The 14478-nt window shown below is 72.8% G+C and carries 15 protein-coding genes and 1 pseudogene; 10 read left to right on the top strand and 6 right to left on the bottom strand.

Features of this window, described 5'->3' with window-relative positions:
* Positions 1–114: 114 nt before the first annotated feature.
* Positions 115–738, top strand: coding sequence for a GTP-binding protein EngB (gene engB / locus AC6RUA_RS07830; protein ID WP_499815368.1), 624 nt, complete (start codon positions 115–117; stop codon positions 736–738).
* A 107-nt stretch (positions 739–845) separates the two neighbouring features.
* Positions 846–1241: a DUF5518 domain-containing protein gene (locus tag AC6RUA_RS07825; protein WP_499815367.1), complete on the top strand. Its 396-nt coding sequence runs from the start codon at positions 846–848 to the stop codon at positions 1239–1241.
* A 69-nt stretch (positions 1242–1310) separates the two neighbouring features.
* Here the strand turns inward: AC6RUA_RS07825 and AC6RUA_RS07820 are convergent, their stop codons facing one another.
* The 5 genes from AC6RUA_RS07820 to AC6RUA_RS07800 all read right to left on the bottom strand — a co-directional run bounded on the left by AC6RUA_RS07820 (position 1311) and on the right by AC6RUA_RS07800 (position 5675).
* On the bottom strand, positions 1311–1802 hold the full coding sequence (locus tag AC6RUA_RS07820; protein ID WP_499815366.1) for a DUF367 family protein: 492 nt from the start codon (positions 1800–1802) through the stop codon (positions 1311–1313).
* A gap of 82 nt (positions 1803–1884) precedes the next feature.
* On the bottom strand, positions 1885–3267 hold the full coding sequence (serS, locus tag AC6RUA_RS07815) for a serine--tRNA ligase (RefSeq protein WP_499815365.1): 1383 nt from the start codon (positions 3265–3267) through the stop codon (positions 1885–1887).
* 100 nt (positions 3268–3367) lie between these two features.
* A complete protein-coding gene (locus AC6RUA_RS07810) occupies positions 3368–3712 on the bottom strand; it encodes an AzlD domain-containing protein (RefSeq protein ID WP_499815364.1) in 345 nt (114 codons plus the stop codon).
* Entirely contained in the window at positions 3709–4392 is a 684-nt protein-coding gene (locus AC6RUA_RS07805) for an AzlC family ABC transporter permease (RefSeq protein ID WP_499815363.1), read from the bottom strand. The genes AC6RUA_RS07810 and AC6RUA_RS07805 overlap by 4 nt, the downstream gene beginning before the upstream one ends.
* 107 nt (positions 4393–4499) lie before the next feature.
* Positions 4500–5675, bottom strand: coding sequence for a thiolase family protein (locus tag AC6RUA_RS07800; RefSeq protein ID WP_499815362.1), 1176 nt, complete (start codon positions 5673–5675; stop codon positions 4500–4502).
* 157 nt (positions 5676–5832) lie between these two features.
* Here AC6RUA_RS07800 and AC6RUA_RS07795 point away from each other — a divergent pair.
* A pseudogene (locus AC6RUA_RS07795) lies at positions 5833–6399 on the top strand (flippase activity-associated protein Agl23); the annotation flags it as partial.
* Positions 6400–6401: 2 nt separating this feature from the next.
* On the opposite strand, the gene AC6RUA_RS07790 reads toward AC6RUA_RS07795, so the two are convergent.
* Positions 6402–6725, bottom strand: coding sequence for a hypothetical protein (locus AC6RUA_RS07790; RefSeq protein WP_499815361.1), 324 nt, complete (start codon positions 6723–6725; stop codon positions 6402–6404).
* 9 nt (positions 6726–6734) lie between these two features.
* On the opposite strand from AC6RUA_RS07790, the gene AC6RUA_RS07785 reads away from it, so the two are divergent.
* From AC6RUA_RS07785 to AC6RUA_RS07755, 7 genes are all read left to right on the top strand, one after another.
* Positions 6735–7646 (top strand): hypothetical protein, encoded by a 912-nt coding sequence (locus AC6RUA_RS07785; protein ID WP_499815360.1) that lies wholly within the window; start codon positions 6735–6737, stop codon positions 7644–7646.
* Positions 7647–7672: 26 nt separating this feature from the next.
* Positions 7673–9028, top strand: a complete 1356-nt coding sequence (locus tag AC6RUA_RS07780) for an ATP-binding protein (protein ID WP_499815359.1) — start codon at positions 7673–7675, stop codon at positions 9026–9028.
* A 156-nt stretch (positions 9029–9184) separates the two neighbouring features.
* Positions 9185–9559 carry a hypothetical protein gene (locus AC6RUA_RS07775; protein ID WP_499815358.1) on the top strand — a complete coding sequence of 125 codons (375 nt, stop codon included), beginning with the start codon at positions 9185–9187 and terminating at the stop codon, positions 9557–9559.
* 52 nt (positions 9560–9611) lie between these two features.
* On the top strand, positions 9612–10436 hold the full coding sequence (locus tag AC6RUA_RS07770) for an MBL fold metallo-hydrolase (RefSeq protein WP_499815357.1): 825 nt from the start codon (positions 9612–9614) through the stop codon (positions 10434–10436).
* 62 nt (positions 10437–10498) lie between these two features.
* The gene (locus AC6RUA_RS07765) at positions 10499–12091 is read left to right on the top strand and encodes a COG1361 family protein (protein ID WP_499815356.1); all 1593 of its coding nucleotides are present in this window, start codon (positions 10499–10501) and stop codon (positions 12089–12091) included.
* Positions 12088–12822 (top strand): ABC transporter ATP-binding protein, encoded by a 735-nt coding sequence (locus tag AC6RUA_RS07760; RefSeq protein ID WP_499815355.1) that lies wholly within the window; start codon positions 12088–12090, stop codon positions 12820–12822. The genes AC6RUA_RS07765 and AC6RUA_RS07760 overlap by 4 nt, the downstream gene beginning before the upstream one ends.
* Before the next feature lie 223 nt (positions 12823–13045).
* Positions 13046–14056 carry an ABC transporter permease gene (locus tag AC6RUA_RS07755; protein WP_499815414.1) on the top strand — a complete coding sequence of 337 codons (1011 nt, stop codon included), beginning with the start codon at positions 13046–13048 and terminating at the stop codon, positions 14054–14056.
* Positions 14057–14478 lie beyond the last annotated feature (422 nt).

The following is a 14478-nucleotide window of genomic DNA, read 5'->3' as shown; positions in this document are numbered from 1 at the left end:
TCCGTCGTCCGCCTCTCGCTCCAGTGCGGTGTGTTCGTCGGTCCACCCGGGTCGGAACGCTCCCGACTGCGTCGGTGCGGGCCGCTTATCCGCCTCCGCGACCCACCGCGGGGTATGACCTTCGAGGGGCGACCGGACCGGGACGCGGAAGTCGTCCTGCTCGGCCGGTCGAACGTGGGGAAGTCCACGCTGATGCGGGAACTCACCGGCCACGACTTCACGACCGGGAAGAAGCCGGGCGTGACGCGCCAGCCGAACCACTTCGACTGGGCGAGCGAGGACTTCGTGTTCACGGACCTCCCCGGATTCGGCTTCATGAGCGGCGTCGACGAGGAGCGACGCGAGGCCATCAAGACCGACGTGGTGCGCTACGTGGAGGCGAACGCGCCGCACATCCTCGCCGGCGTGCTCGTCGTCGACGGCAAGAGCGTCGTCGACATCATCGACCGACACGAGGCGAACGGGGAGATTCCCCACGACGTGGAACTGTTCTCGTTCCTGCAGGACGTCGACGTGGCGCCCGTCGTCGCGGTGAACAAGATGGACAAGGTCGACGACCGCGACGAGCGGTTGGACGCGCTGTGCGACCGCCTCGGTCTCTACCCGCCGTGGCAGCAGTGGAGCGACACCGTCGCCCCCATCTCGGCCAAGCGGGAGAGCGTCGAACCGCTGCTGGAGGCGCTCCGGAGCCACTTCCGGGCGGCCAAGCGGGACGACCTCCTGCAGTTCGTCGTCTGAGGCGTCGTCCGCGCCGCCGCCTCGACGCTGGCGGTCGCCTACCCCGCCCGGGTCGGCCCCCCTTCGAGAGCGTCACGTAGAAGTCCCGTGGCGGCTTACTACTCCCCATGACTGACTGGCGCGCGGTCGGCTGGGGCTTCCTCACGTTCCTCGTCGTCGCGCTGTTCGGCACTGCCATCCCGGTCGTCGGCCAACTCGGCGCGGGCGTCCTCGGCGGCCTCGTGGCGGGTTACCTCGCCGGCGGCGGTCTCGTCAACGGCGCGGTCCACGGCGCCATCGCGGGGTCGCTGACGGGCGTCGCCTACACGCTCGTGTTCGCGCTGTTCGGCGGCCTGCTCGGCCTCGCCGGCGGCCCGCTGGGCGGCCTGCTCGGGGGGCTGGGGGTGCTCGTGCTCGGGCTGTTCGTCACGGTACTGTTCGCCATCGACTCCGCCATCGCGGGCGCAATCGGCGCGGCCGTGTCGAACCGTCCGGCGGCGAACCGCGGCGTGTCGACCCGGTGAACGACACCCGCGGCCTCGGCGCGAGCAGGCGGGAAGCGACGACCCGCCCCGAGACGTCCCGGCTCTCCCCTACCGGTCGAGGTACTCCCCCTGCACGGCGACCACCTCGGCCGAGTCGGCGCAGGCGGCGTACCGTTCGAGCGGTTCGGCGTTGAGTTCGAGGAACGTCTCCCCCCACGTGAACTTCGCCAGCAGGCGCTCCGCGTGGTCTCGTTCTCCGAAGACGCACAGCGCCGCCGCGAGCGCCTCGACCGTGGTGAGACGCATCGGACGGCCGAAGTTCACGGGGTTCGCCGCGACGAGGTACGGGAGCGCGCGGTGGTCGCCCGGCAGCGAGAAGCGCGCCTCGCCCGCCGACTCCCACGAGCAGTCGAGCGCCACCAGCGCGTCGGCGTCGGCGTCCGCCGGCGAGAGCGCCCGCTCGGCGTGCGGGTTGAGCACGACGCCGTACGGCGTCGCGCGGTCCGAGCGGTGCAACTCCGCGAGGTCGAACCGCGCGAGCTTTCGCGCCGTGCACTTCGCCGGGTCGTCGTCCCCCTCGTACCGGACGTGGACGTCCACGGACGCTCTCGGCGGCGCGTCCGAATAAGCGGCCCGGACGCGGGGTCCCACCGGCGCTCGGTCCGTCGGCGACCCCCGGAGTCTACTCCTTCTCGCCCGCGCCGACGGCGCTCTCGCCCACTTTCTCGCTCCCCTCGATGACCTCTCGCCCGCCCATGTACGGCTGGAGCGCCTCCGGCACCTCGACGGTTCCCTCCTCCGTCTGGTAGTACTCCATGATGGCGACGACGATACGCGGCACCGCCACCCCCGACCCGTTGAGCGTGTGGAGGTACTCGGCCGACTCGTGGCGCTCCGGCCGGTAGCGCAGGCCCGCGCGGCGCGCCTGGAACTCCTCGAAGTTCGACACCGACGACACCTCCAGCCAGCGGCCGCCCTCCTCCGGGCCGTCCGGCATGTCGTCCGCCGGCGCCCACACCTCGATGTCGTACTTCTTCGCCTGCGTGAACCCCAGATCGCCCGTGCACATCTCGAGGATACGGTACGGAAGCTCCAGCCGTCGGAGCACCTCCTCGGCGTCGTCCAGCAACTCGTCGAAGCGCTCGTAGCTGTTCTCCGGTCGCACGAAGTTGACCATCTCCACCTTGTTGAACTGGTGGACGCGGACGATGCCCCGCGTCTCGGTGCCGTGTTCGCCCGCCTCCCGCCGGAAGTTCGGCGAGTACGCCTGGTGCTTGAGGGGGAGGTCGTCGTCGAGCAGTATCTCGTCGCGGTACATGTTCGTCACCGGCACCTCCGCAGTCGGGAGCAGCCAGAGGTCGTCGTCGTCGTACGGCGCGTCGTTCTCGCCGCCGACGCGGTAGGCGTCCTCCACGAACTTGGGGAACTGTCCCGTCCCCTCCATCGACGTCGACTTCACGGGCAGCGGCGGGAACACGTCGACGTACCCCTGCTCGCGGTGGACGTCGAGGAAGAACTGTACCAGCGCGTGTTCCAGCATCGCCCCCTCGCCCTTCGCGAAGTAGAACCCCCCGCCCGACACCTTCGCGCCCCGCTCGAAGTCCAAGATGTCCAGATCCTCGCCCAGGTCGTAGTGGGGGACCACCTCGTCGGGCAACTCGCGCAGGTCGTCGAACCCCTCGCGCCGTCGCTCGACGTTCTCGTCCTCGTCGTCGCCGACGGGGACGTCCTCGTGGGGTATCTGGGGGAGCCGCAGCATCGCCTCGTGGAGTTCGTCCTCCAGTTCCTCGGCGCGCTCCTCCACCTCCTCCAGTTCCCGCTTCAGTTCCTGCGACTGGTCGATGGCCGCCTGCGCCTCCTCCTCCTCCCCCGCCTGCTTCAACTCGCCGATGCGCGACGACACCTCGTTGCGCTCGTGGCGGAGGTTGTCGCCGCGTCCCTTCAGGTCGCGCCACTCGGCGTCCATCTCGACGACCCGGTCGAGGTCCACGTCGGCGATGCCCTTGTTCTCCATCGCCTCGCGCACCGTCTCGGGTTCTTCCCTGAGTAGCTGCCGCGAAATCATTTGGCGAGGCTTCCGGGGGACGCTCCAAAACCGTGTCGGGTCAGTACGACCGTGTCGCACGGTCGGCTAGACCGACAACCGACCCCGGACCCGCCCGCGCTCACCCGAGCAGGAACCGCCCGACCCACAGAACCGCCATCCCGACGCCGATGGTCGCGAGCATGTTCCCCGTCCGCCAGGCGACGGCGACCGCCAGCCCACCGGCCAACACCCGGAGGTCGACCACCGCGGAGAGGAGCGACCCTTCGAGGACGAACAGTTCGGGGAGGACGAGCGCGGCGAGCACCGCGGGCGGGACGAACGCGAGCGCCCGTTCGACCCCCGGCGGGAACTCGTCCATCCACGCGTGAAGCTGGATGAACGAGAGCCGGAGGCCGAACGTCCCGAGGCCGAGGACGGCGACGAGCAGCCAGACGAGGTCCGACGCGGGACTCGTCGCCGTCACGGCGACTCCCCCCGGCGCTCCCGATGCTCGAGTACGACGCCCGCGGCGACGCCACACGCCGCCGCGACGACGACGCCGACGTTCAGCGGGTGGCCGGTCGCGGGGACGGCGACGGCGCCCGCGGCGAGGGCGGCGCCCGTCGTCTGCCGGCCCTTCAGCATGCGGACGAGGAGCGCGATGAACGCGAGAGGAACGACGAACCCGAGTTCCCAGCCGGCGGGCACGCTCGCGCCGAAGACGGCACCGACGACCAGCGCGCCCTGAGAGGTGAGCCACAGCGGGACCGCGGTTCCCAGGTAGTCCCCCCGACGGCGAGCCGTCGGGTTCGCCTCGACCTGCTCGACGGACAGCGCGTACGTCGGGGTCCACAGGACGTACGCGAGGAGCCGCTTCCACCGCGTGCCGACACGCTCGAAGTACGGCGCGACGGAGAGGCTGAGCATCGAGAACCGGGCGCCGACGCCGAGCGAGGCGGCGACGAGAACGACCGTCGGCGCCCCCTCCTCGAGGAGTTGGAACGCCGTCAGCATCACCGTCGGCGAGTAGACGGCGACGGTCTGGAGGTGCGACAGCCCGACGGTCGTCGCGGCGACGCCCGTCACGAGACCCACTGTCGCGGCCGGCGGGAGCAGGGGGGACACCGCTCTCGCACCCGCGCGGAAGTCAGTCCGGAACGACACGACCACCGGCCTCCGCCATACGACCCCCTCGAACTGAAGGGATACCGATGTGTTCCTCGGCTAGTCCTCGACGGCCCGGAGGGTCTCCGTCGAGGACGGTCGGGGGACTACCGGCTGAACTCGATGGCGGCGCCCTGTCCGAACCCGACGCACAGCGTCGCCAGCCCGCGCTCCGCGTCGCGCTTCAGCATCTCGTGAATCAGCGTCACCGGGAGGCGCGCGCCCGACGCGCCCAGCGGGTGACCGAGCGCGATGGCCCCGCCGTTGACGTTGTACCGCTCCTCGTCGACGCCGAGTTCCCGGCGGGCGTACACGCACTGGGAGGCGAACGCCTCGTTGAGTTCCACCAGGTCGTAGTCGTCGATGGAGCGGCCGTTGCGCTCCAGCAGTCCCCGCGTCGCCGGCACCGGGCCGATGCCCATCACCGTCGGGTCGACGCCCGCCACGTTGTTCGTCCCCACTTCCGCCAGCACGTCCAGCCCGTGTTCGTCCGCGAACTCCCGAGAGCAGACGAGCGTCACCGCCGCGCCGTCGGATATCTGCGAGGAGTTGCCAGCCGTGACACTCCCGTCGCCGGTGAACGCCGGCGGGAGACCGGCGAGCGTCTCCACGTCCGTGTCCGGGCGGATACCCTCGTCCTCGGTGACGAGTCCGTCCGCGACGGCCTCGCCGTCTTCGCGTTGCGTCTCCGACGCAACGCCCGTCTCGACGGGGACGATCTCGTCGTCGAACCGGCCCGACTCGGTCGCCTCGGCCGCGCGGTGGTGGCTGCGGACGGCGTACTCGTCCTGCGCCTCGCGGCTCACGCCGTACTCGTCGGCCACCTTCTCGGCGGTCATCCCCATCTGCAACTGGAAGACGTTGTACTTCTCGCCCAGTTCGGGGTGGAGGTGCTCGTACGACTCGGTGTTCATCGGCACGCGGCTCATGCTCTCGACCCCGCCCGCGACGATGCAGTCGCGGTTGCCGGCGGCGACGGCGTCGGACGCCGAGATGATGGCCTGCATCGAGGAGGCGCACCAGCGGTTGATGGTCGTCGCGGGCGTCTCCTCACCGAGTTCCGAGAGGAGCGCGATGACGCGGGCGACGTTGTTGTCCTGTTCGCCCCGCTGCTGGGCGACCCCCCACATGAGGTCGTCCACGTCGGCCGGGTCGAGGCCGTGTTCCGAGAGGACGTGGTCGATGAGCGTCACCGAGAGGTCCTCGCTCCGCGTGTCGGCGAAGACGCCGTCGTTCTTCCCGAACGGCGTGCGGTACGCGGCCGCGATGACGGGTGTTGCCATGGGGTCTCTAGAGGCGTCACGGTGATAAATCCGCGAGAACGCCGCCTCGGTTCCCTGCCGTTCCGCCGGCCCCTCGGTCGCTTCCCGGTCCGGTTGTCGCGACGCCGTCCGCGAGCGACCGACAAGACACTTACGCGCCGGCGTCGCACGGTCGGGCGTGTCACGGTCCCGCCCGCGCGCTCTCGTCCGATTCGCCGCGGTCCGGGGCGCGCTCTCCGACCCGGCGCGGGCCGTCCCGGCGCTCGCGCTCCTCGCGCTCCTCGCGCGTCTCTGGGCACTGGGCGCGCGGTCGATGCACTTCGACGAGGCGCGCGTGGGCTACTGGACGCTCCGGTACCTCGAGACGGGCTACTACGCCTACCGCCCGATCGTCCACGGCCCCTTCCTCGAGCTCGCTACCGCGCCCGTGCTCGACGCGCTCGGACCCACCGACTTCGCCGTCCGCCTCCTCCCGGCGGTCCTCGGCGCGTGTCTCCCGCTGACGGCGCTCGCGTTCCGCGGCGCGCTCGACGACGCCGAGGCGGTCGCGCTCGCCGGCTTCCTCGCCGCGAACCCGCTGCTGCTCTACTTCTCGCGGTTCTTCCGCGCCGACGTCCCGCTCGCCGCGTTCGCGTTCGGCGCGGTGGCGCTCGGCTACCGGGCGCTCCGGACGGGCCGCCGCCGGCACGTCCTCGCGGCGGGCGTCCTCTTCGGTCTCGCGCTGGCGACGAAGGAGAACGCCCTCGTCTACCTCGCCTGCGTCGCCGGCGCGGCGGGCGTCGCGTTCGCGGTCCCGCGGTTCCAGAGGTACGCCGACGGCCGACGGGCCGCCGGTCGCTCCACGGCCGTCCGCGTCCGCCCGCTCCTCCCGCCGTCGTCCCGGCGCTCGTCCTCGCGGTCGCCGTCGCGTGGCTCTTCTACGTCCCGCGCGGGTACTCGCCCGGTCTCGACGACGCGACGACCCGCCCGCTCGCCGCGCTCGCGGCGGGCACCGTCGGCGCGGCGGAGACGTTCGCGGGCGGCATCTGGGCGGGCGGGCACGACCACCCGTACCTCCCGTTCCTCGCGCACCTCCTCGGCGTGGTCGCCGTCGGCGCGCCGGCGCTGTACGCCTGCGCGCTCGGCGGTGCGGGGGTCGAACTCCGCCGTCTCGTCGCCCCCGTTTCCCCCGACGAGTCACCGGCTCGGCCACTCGTGCTCGCGGCGTTCGCGTGGGGGGTCGCCTCGCTGGTGGGCTACCCGCTCGCGGCCGACATCAAGGCGCCGTGGCTCGCCGTCCACGCCGTCGTCCCGCTCGCGGTGCCCGCCGCCGTCGGTGCGGTCGCGGTCGCTCGGCGGGTCCGCGGGTGGTGGACCGCGAGCGCCGGGCCGGCTGGGCGAGCGCCGTCGAGCGGCCGGCTCCAGGCGGTGGCAGTCGGGCTGGTGGTCCTGCTCGTCGTCGCCCAGACCGGGTTCGTCGTGGTCACCACCTCGTACACCTCGCCCGTCCCGCGTCCGAACTTCCTCGCGCAGGGCGCACAGCCGGGCGACGACCTGACCCCGCTGGCGGCCGACATCGCGGCCTCGCGCGGCGCGGGCGGCGTGCTCTACTACGGCGAGCGGTTCGCGCTCCCGAACGAGTCGGTCGCCGACCGCCCTCCCCGGGTGAACCCGCCGTGGCTCGGCGTGTGGCTCCGCCGCCTCCCGCTCCCGTGGTACGTCGATCGCGCGGGCGTCCGCCACCGACAGGCGTCGACGCTCGCGGCGCTCACGGCCGACCCGCCGCCGATCGTCGTCGCGGCGCCCGCCGAGGCGGGCGAACTCGCGCCCGAACTCCCGGAGTACGAGCGCCGGGAGTACGACCTCCTCCTGTTCGGCGGGACGGTCGTCGCGTTCACGGACCCGGCGCGGACGGCGGGGACGGCCCGCCCGGTGGCGACGGATTCGGCCGGAACGCTCGGGGGGAGCCGCCGGTCGACGCCGCACGGCGCGGGTCCAGGGCGACGCGCTTAACCCCCTGGATGGGGAATCCTCCGGGGATGAGTGACCCGGCAGTGGACGTGGTCGAACTCCTCGTCACCGCCCACCGGTACACCGAGGACCGCGACCTCGACGCCGACGACCTGCCGCCCCGCTACCGCCGCGTCTTCTGGAGCGAGTCGCCCGAGGACGACGCCGACCCGGGGGGAATCGAACGCCCGCTCCGCGTGACCGAGTCGAACGCCTCGACGGCCACGGGCGTCGAGCGTCCCTGGGAGGCCGTCTCCGACCTGCTGTTCACGCAGCGCGACGACTTCTCGGGCGAACTCTCGCTCACCCAGCCCGACATGGCGGTCGACTGGCTGGTCGAGCGAATCGACGACGACGACGTCCGGGCGAACCCCACGCTCGCGAAGGTGGCCGCGGAGGCGGACGTCGCGTTCGACGTGACTCACGAGGAGGCGCGCGCGGAGAACCGCCCGATTCGGGCCGACCGCGTCTGGATAGACGCCCTGTTGAACGAGTACTTCGACGAGGAGGAGGACGCCGAGATGCTCGACCTCGTCACCGTCCGCGCGCCCGAGGAGATCGAGATGACGCTGGAGGACCTGGTGCTCACGACAGACCAGGAGGGTGAGATTCGCAAGCTGATGAAGGCCATCGAGCACCGCGAGTACCTCGCCACCATCGGCCTCCGCGAGATAGGGAAACTGCTGTTCGTCGGTCCGCCGGGGACGGGTAAGACCACGGCGGCGCGGGCGCTGGCGCACGAACTCGGCCTGCCGTTCGTCGAGGTGAAGCTGTCGATGGTGACGAGCCAGTACCTCGGCGAGACCGCCAAGAACGTCGAGAAGACGTTCGAGGTGGCCAAACGGCTCGCGCCCTGCATCCTGTTCATCGACGAGTTCGACTCCGTAGCCAAGACCCGGCGATCGGACGAACACGCCGCGCTCAAGCGCGCGGTCAACACCCTGCTCAAGAGCATCGACGACATCTCGCTGGTCCGCGACGAGGTGCTGCTCATCTCCGCGACCAACCACCCCGACCAACTCGACGCGGCCGCGTGGCGCCGCTTCGACGAGATCGTCAACTTCCCCAAGCCGGACCTGCAGATGCGCGCGGACATCCTCCGCGTCATCACCCGCCGGATGGACATCGCGGAGTTCGACCCCGAGTCGGTCGCCGACCGGACCGAGGGACTGACCGGGTCGGACCTCAGGCTCGTCCTCCGGGAGGCGGTGCTGGAGGCGCTCACCGAGGAGCGGATGTCCATCACGCAGGCGGACATCATGGACGCCGTCGACGACTTCGAGGAGCGGGACAACCTCAAGAACATGGACATGATAGAGGGCGAAGGCGCCCAGATCGCGGGCGACGGCGGCGGGCACGACCACTCGCACGACCACGACGACTGACCCCCACTGCCCGTGCGTCGCGCCCGCCGCCCGTCGAGTCGGACTCGCTCGACGCCGCGACTCTCCCTCGACCGACTCGACGGGCGGCAGGCGAACGCCGGCAACGCGTTCATACGTCTCCTGTCCGACTGTCCTACTCTGCAGCGGTAGACGACGATGAACGAGAACGCAGACAGGGCTACCAAGCGCGGGCTGCTCCGGCGCATCGGCGCGGCGACGGCACTCGGGCTGGCCGGGTGCGGAACGCCCACGGACCCGGCCAACCCGACGACCGAGCGGACCCGAACGTGGACGACAGCGCGCCCGACCACGGCGACCACCGCGACCTCGTCGCCGACGGAGCAGACGGCAACCGAGGAGTCGACACCCACCGAGGAGTCGACACCCACCGTCACCGAGCGCACGGCCACCGCCACGGAATCCACGGCTACCGGGGGGTCGACGACCGCCGCCACGGGGACGAGTGGCAACGCGTCCGACGCGAACGCGCGCCTCGTGAGTCCGGTCGCTCGCGCGTCGCGTCGGGACTGACGGACTGACCGACCGACACCGCTTACTCCCCCGCCGCCGTCGCCGGTACCGAATGCGCGTCACCCTGCTCGGAACCGGGGACACCACGGGTACGCCGACGGTCGGCTGCGACTGCGCCACCTGCCGCGAGGCGCGCGAACGCGGCGTCGAGCGCTCGCGCTTCTCCGTCCACGTCGAGAACGAGCGGACGGGCGAGTGTCTCCTGATAGACTGCTCGCCCGACTTCCGCCAGCAGTTCCTCGACCACGACGTTCCGCTCCCGGACGCCGCGCTCGTCACGCACATCCACTTCGACCACCTCGACGGACTGGGCAACGCCTACCGCCTCTTCGACGACCTCCCGGTGTACGCCGCCGACGAGACGGACCCGGCGACCGGCGAGAGCGTCGCCGACCACGTCCGCTCGAAGTACGACTACCTCGACCGGGTGACCGTCCGCGACGCGACGCCGTTCGAACCGGTGCGCGTCTGCGGACTCGACGTCACGCTCGTTCCGGTGGACCACCCGCCGCTGGCCTGTTACGGGCTGGTCGTCTCGGACCCCGAGACGGGCGCGAAGCTCTCGGTGTCGGGCGACACCACCTACGACGTCCCCGCCGACTCCCGGGCGGCGCTCGACGACCCGGACCTCCTGCTCGCGGACGCCATCGTCCCGGCCTCCCTCTGTGAACACCACCCGGCGGGCGGGAGCCACCACGCCCCCGACGGCACGCCGCGGACCTTCGGGACGAAACACATGACCCGCGAGGGGGCGCTCGCGCTCGCGGACGACCTGCACGCGGCCCGGACGCGACTCGTCCACGTCGCCCACTTCTACCCGCCCGACGAGGCGTTCGCGGAGCCGCTGGCCGTCGACGGCGAGACGTACGACCTCTGAACTGTCAGGGGACTGTCGTACAACGGAGGTATGCCCGTCGCTCCCCTACCGGTGTCCAATCGATGACCCTGCTCCGCGGCGCCGCCGCCCTCGCGGCGGTGCTCGTCCTCCTCTCGACGCTCGCCCCGTTGGGTGCGGTGGGGACCGCCGGTGCGGTGCCCGACGCGCGCATCACCGTCACCGACGCCGCCGTCTCCCCGGCGACGCCGACGGCCGGCGCGCCCGTCACCGTCTCGGCGACGGTCAGGCTCTCGGCCGGCAGCCCCTCCGCGGCGGACCTCGTCCGCGTCGAACTCAGGGACGAGTCGGGCGACGTCGTCGCCGCGGCCGACGGGCTGGGGTCGCTCTCGCCCGGCGAGACGCTGACCGTCCCCGTCACCGCGACGTTCGCCGACCCCGGGGAGCGCTCGCTCTCGGTCGTCGCCGTCGCCGAGGACGCCGACGACGAGACGGTGACCGCGCGCCGCCCGCTGACGCTCGTCGTCGAGGCGGGCGCGCCGCAGGTCGAGTTCGAGGCGGAGTCGCCCGTCGCCGGCGCGCCCGCGCCGCTCCGCGTGACCGTCTCGAACCCCACGACGGTCGCGCTCCGCGACGTGACCGTGACCGCCGCCGCACCCGCCGACGGGCCGCGAACCCGCCGGACGGTCGCCAGCATCGCCGCCGGCGGGGCGGCGACGCTCAACCTCTCCGTGACGCCCGCCTCGGCGGGTGAGCGGGAGTTCGCGGTCCGGGTCGCGTACACCACCGCGGCCGGCACGCGCGCCGAGACGCGACTCGCCCGAACGGTCGAGGTGGACCCGCTGACCGCCGACGTGGGCGTGCGGGCCTCGCCGGTCCGCGAGTCCGAGGGCGAGTCGGTACCGAGCGGACTCGCGGGCATCCTCGGCGGGAGCGGCGCGCTCCAGCCCGGGTCCGGCGGCGGAGACGGGGGGGACGGCGGAAGCGCGGCCCCCACGCTGGTCGAGGTGACGGTGACGAACTTCGGCAACGCGCCGCTTGAAGACGTGGTACTCGCCCCGCGAGCCGAGAACGGGAGCGACCTCCCCGGCGCGGGCCGGTACGCCGTCGCCGACTCGCTCGCGCCCGGTGCGTCAGCGAGCGCGCGGGTGGACCTCTCTCGCGTCGACGCCGCCGGTCCGGTCGCGTTCGTCGCCGCGTACGACCTGGCGGGCGAGGCGCGCGAGACGCGCACCGTCTACGACTTCCGGCCGCCCCGCGGCGCGGTCGAACTCACCGACGTGAACGTCTCGGTCGGCCCGGACGGCCGCGTCGACCTCCGGGGGAACCTCGGCAACGTCGGCGAGGGCGAGGCGACCGGCGCGGTGGTCTCGGTGGTTCCGAGCGACGGCGTCGACCCGGCGTACCCGCACCGGAGCTACTTCGTCGGGAGCGTCGCGGGCAGCGAGTTCGCCCCGTTCCGCCTCGCGGCGAGCGTCGACGCCGCGAACGCGACGGCCGTCACGGTCGAGGTGGCGTACACCGCCGGGACCGACCGGGTGACCGAGCGGGTGGAGGTGCCGCTCCCGGCCGACGAGGCGACCGGCGGCCGCTCGAGCGGCCTCGGCGCTCTCGGCGGCCTGCTCGGCGTCGCCGTCGTCGTCGGCGTGAGTCTCCCGGTCGCGGCCGTGCTGCTCGCGCGCCGGTACCGCCGATGAGCGGCGGACCGGGGGCGGCCGACGACGCCCGCGGACGGGTCACGGACGAAGCGGACCCGGGTTCCGACGACGCGCCCATCCGGCTGGACGGCGTGACGAAACGGTACGAGGGCGGCGGCGGCACGGTCACCGCGCTCGCGGACGTGGACTTCGCCGTCGAACCGGGGGAGGTGGTCGCCGTCGTCGGTCCCTCCGGGTCGGGCAAGAGCACGATGCTCAACCTGCTCGGCCTGCTCGACGGACCGACCGAGGGGCGGGTGCTCCTGCGCGGACGCCCCACGACCGGCCTCTCACAGCGCGCGCTGACCGACGTGCGCCGCGAGACCGTCGGCTTCGTCTTCCAGGACTTCCACCTGCTCCCGACGCTCACCGCCGTCGAGAATGTCGCGCTCCCGACGACGTTCCTCCGGGGGGACGCGACGCCGCGCGCGAGGGAGTTGCTGGAGCGGGTGGGACTCGGCGACCGACTCGAACACCCGCCGGGCGAACTCTCGGGCGGGCAGAAACAGCGGGTCGCCATCGCCCGCTCGCTCGTGAACGCTCCGGACGTGGTGCTCGCGGACGAACCGACCGGCAACCTCGACCGGGACACCGCGCGGGACGTGCTGGGTGAGTTCCGTCGGGTCGCCGACGACGGCGTCGGCGTCGTCGCCGTCACCCACGACGACCTGGTGACCGAGTACGCCGACCGGACGGTCGAACTCGTCGACGGAGTGGTGCGGCGTGACTGACCGGCCGGGAGGCGGCGGCGACGGCGGTACCCACCGAGCGCCGACACGGACCGGAGCCGCCGCCGACAGCCGCCTCCGGACGCTCCGCGCGGTGCTCACCAGCCCGGCCCGGGGGTTCCCGGCGGTCCGCCTCGCGATTCGGAACCTCTCGCGCCAGCGCCTCCGGGCGGCGCTCGCGGCGCTCGGCATCGTCATCGGCGTGTTCGCCGTCGTCTCGCTCGGCATGCTCGGCACCGCGCTCCAGGTCGCCGCCACCGAGGAACTCGGCGGACTGGGCAACCAGGTCGTCGTGAGCCCCGACGGGGAGTCCGGCGTGGAGTCGCTGAACGACCGCGACCTCACCGCCATCCGGCGCGCCGCGAGCGGCCGCGGGACGGTCGTCCCGCTGAAGGCGACGGGGGCGACGGCCGCGAACGGCGACCGCCGGACCGTCGCGCAGGTGTACGGCACCACCGACCCGCGGGCGTTGCTCGGCGACGGGGCGGCCGCGGCCCCCGAGTTCCTCCGCGGGGGCGCGGTCGTCGGCGCGAACGTGGCGGAGGACCTCGGACTGAACGTGGGGAGCACGGTCACGGTGGAGTCGAACGACTACCGGGTGGTCGCCGTCTTCCCCGAGACGACGGCCATCTCGCCGGTCCAGCCCGACTCCGCCGTCATCATCCCGCCGGGCGAGTTCGCCACCCAGGGCTACTCGCAGGTGGTGGTGCGCGCCGACTCCGCCGCGGACGCCGACGCGATAGTCGAGGGGATACGCGAGCGGCTGAACGCCCGCGAGTCGCGGGTCTCGGTGTTCTCGCTGTCGAGCGTGCTCGACCGCATCGCGGAGTTCTTCGCGCTGCTCAACGGGTTCCTGCTCGCGGTGGCCGGCGTCTCGCTCGTCGTCGCCGGCGTGAGCATCTTCAACGTGATGCTGATGACCGTCTCGGAGCGGCGGGGCGAAATCGGGGTCCTCCGGGCGGTCGGCATCCACCGCGGCGAGGTGCTCCGGACGCTGCTCGTCGAGGCGGCCCTGCTCGGGGTCGCGGGCGGGGCGCTCGGCGCGGTGCTCGGGGCGGTCGGCGTGTTCCTCGTCGCGCTGAACACCGAACTCCCGGTGTCTGCCGTGCTGGTCCCGGCGAACGCGCTCGTCCTCGCCGGCGCGTTCGGGTTCGGCGTCCTCGTCGCGCTCGTCGGCGGGCTCTACCCCGCGTACCGGGCGGCGACCGACCCGCCGGTCGAGGCGCTGCGGAGCTGAACCGGCGGCCACCGCTCGCGGCGCGTCACTCCCGACGACGGCGGCGCCGCAGAGCGAGCGCACCCACCGCGAGGAGCGCGAGCGCACCCACCGCCGCGAGCGGACCGAGACCGGCGCGCCGACCGCGGCACCGGAGTCCGCGGTGTCGGCGGGCACCTGCGTCGCCGTGACGGGCGTCCGCTCGGCCGTCGGCGTGGCGTTCGACCCGGCGGTCGTTCCGGTCCCGTTCTCGCTCGCGTTCCACGCCGACTCGGCCGACCGAATCGCCTCGTCGCACGCCTCCCACGTCTCGGTCGACGGCGGCGAGGCGTTCGTCAGGTCGTACGCGCCCTCCCCGCCGATGTCGCGCATCGTCGGCCCGCGCGACCCGCCGAGGTCCTCGTAGGCGTCCGAGTCGAAGCCCGCGGCGGGAATCCGCTCGG

This window comes from Halorarum sp. SLYT50, assembly GCF_059821265.1.
The sequence above is the reverse complement of the archived record's forward strand: the minus strand, read 5'-3'. Positions and strand labels throughout refer to the sequence as shown.

Bases quoted from the DNA above. Each gene is read 5' to 3' on its own strand.
- engB (WP_499815368.1), top strand. From the start codon at position 115: ATGACCTTCGAGGGGCGACCGGACCGGGACGCGGAAGTCGTCCTGCTC.
- AC6RUA_RS07825 (WP_499815367.1), top strand. From the start codon at position 846: ATGACTGACTGGCGCGCGGTCGGCTGGGGCTTCCTCACGTTCCTCGTC.
- serS (WP_499815365.1), bottom strand. From the start codon at position 3,267: ATGATTTCGCGGCAGCTACTCAGGGAAGAACCCGAGACGGTGCGCGAG.
- AC6RUA_RS07800 (WP_499815362.1), bottom strand. From the start codon at position 5,675: ATGGCAACACCCGTCATCGCGGCCGCGTACCGCACGCCGTTCGGGAAG.
- AC6RUA_RS07780 (WP_499815359.1), top strand. From the start codon at position 7,673: ATGAGTGACCCGGCAGTGGACGTGGTCGAACTCCTCGTCACCGCCCAC.
- AC6RUA_RS07775 (WP_499815358.1), top strand. From the start codon at position 9,185: ATGAACGAGAACGCAGACAGGGCTACCAAGCGCGGGCTGCTCCGGCGC.
- AC6RUA_RS07770 (WP_499815357.1), top strand. From the start codon at position 9,612: ATGCGCGTCACCCTGCTCGGAACCGGGGACACCACGGGTACGCCGACG.
- AC6RUA_RS07765 (WP_499815356.1), top strand. From the start codon at position 10,499: ATGACCCTGCTCCGCGGCGCCGCCGCCCTCGCGGCGGTGCTCGTCCTC.
- AC6RUA_RS07760 (WP_499815355.1), top strand. From the start codon at position 12,088: ATGAGCGGCGGACCGGGGGCGGCCGACGACGCCCGCGGACGGGTCACG.
- AC6RUA_RS07755 (WP_499815414.1), top strand. From the start codon at position 13,046: ATGCTCGGCACCGCGCTCCAGGTCGCCGCCACCGAGGAACTCGGCGGA.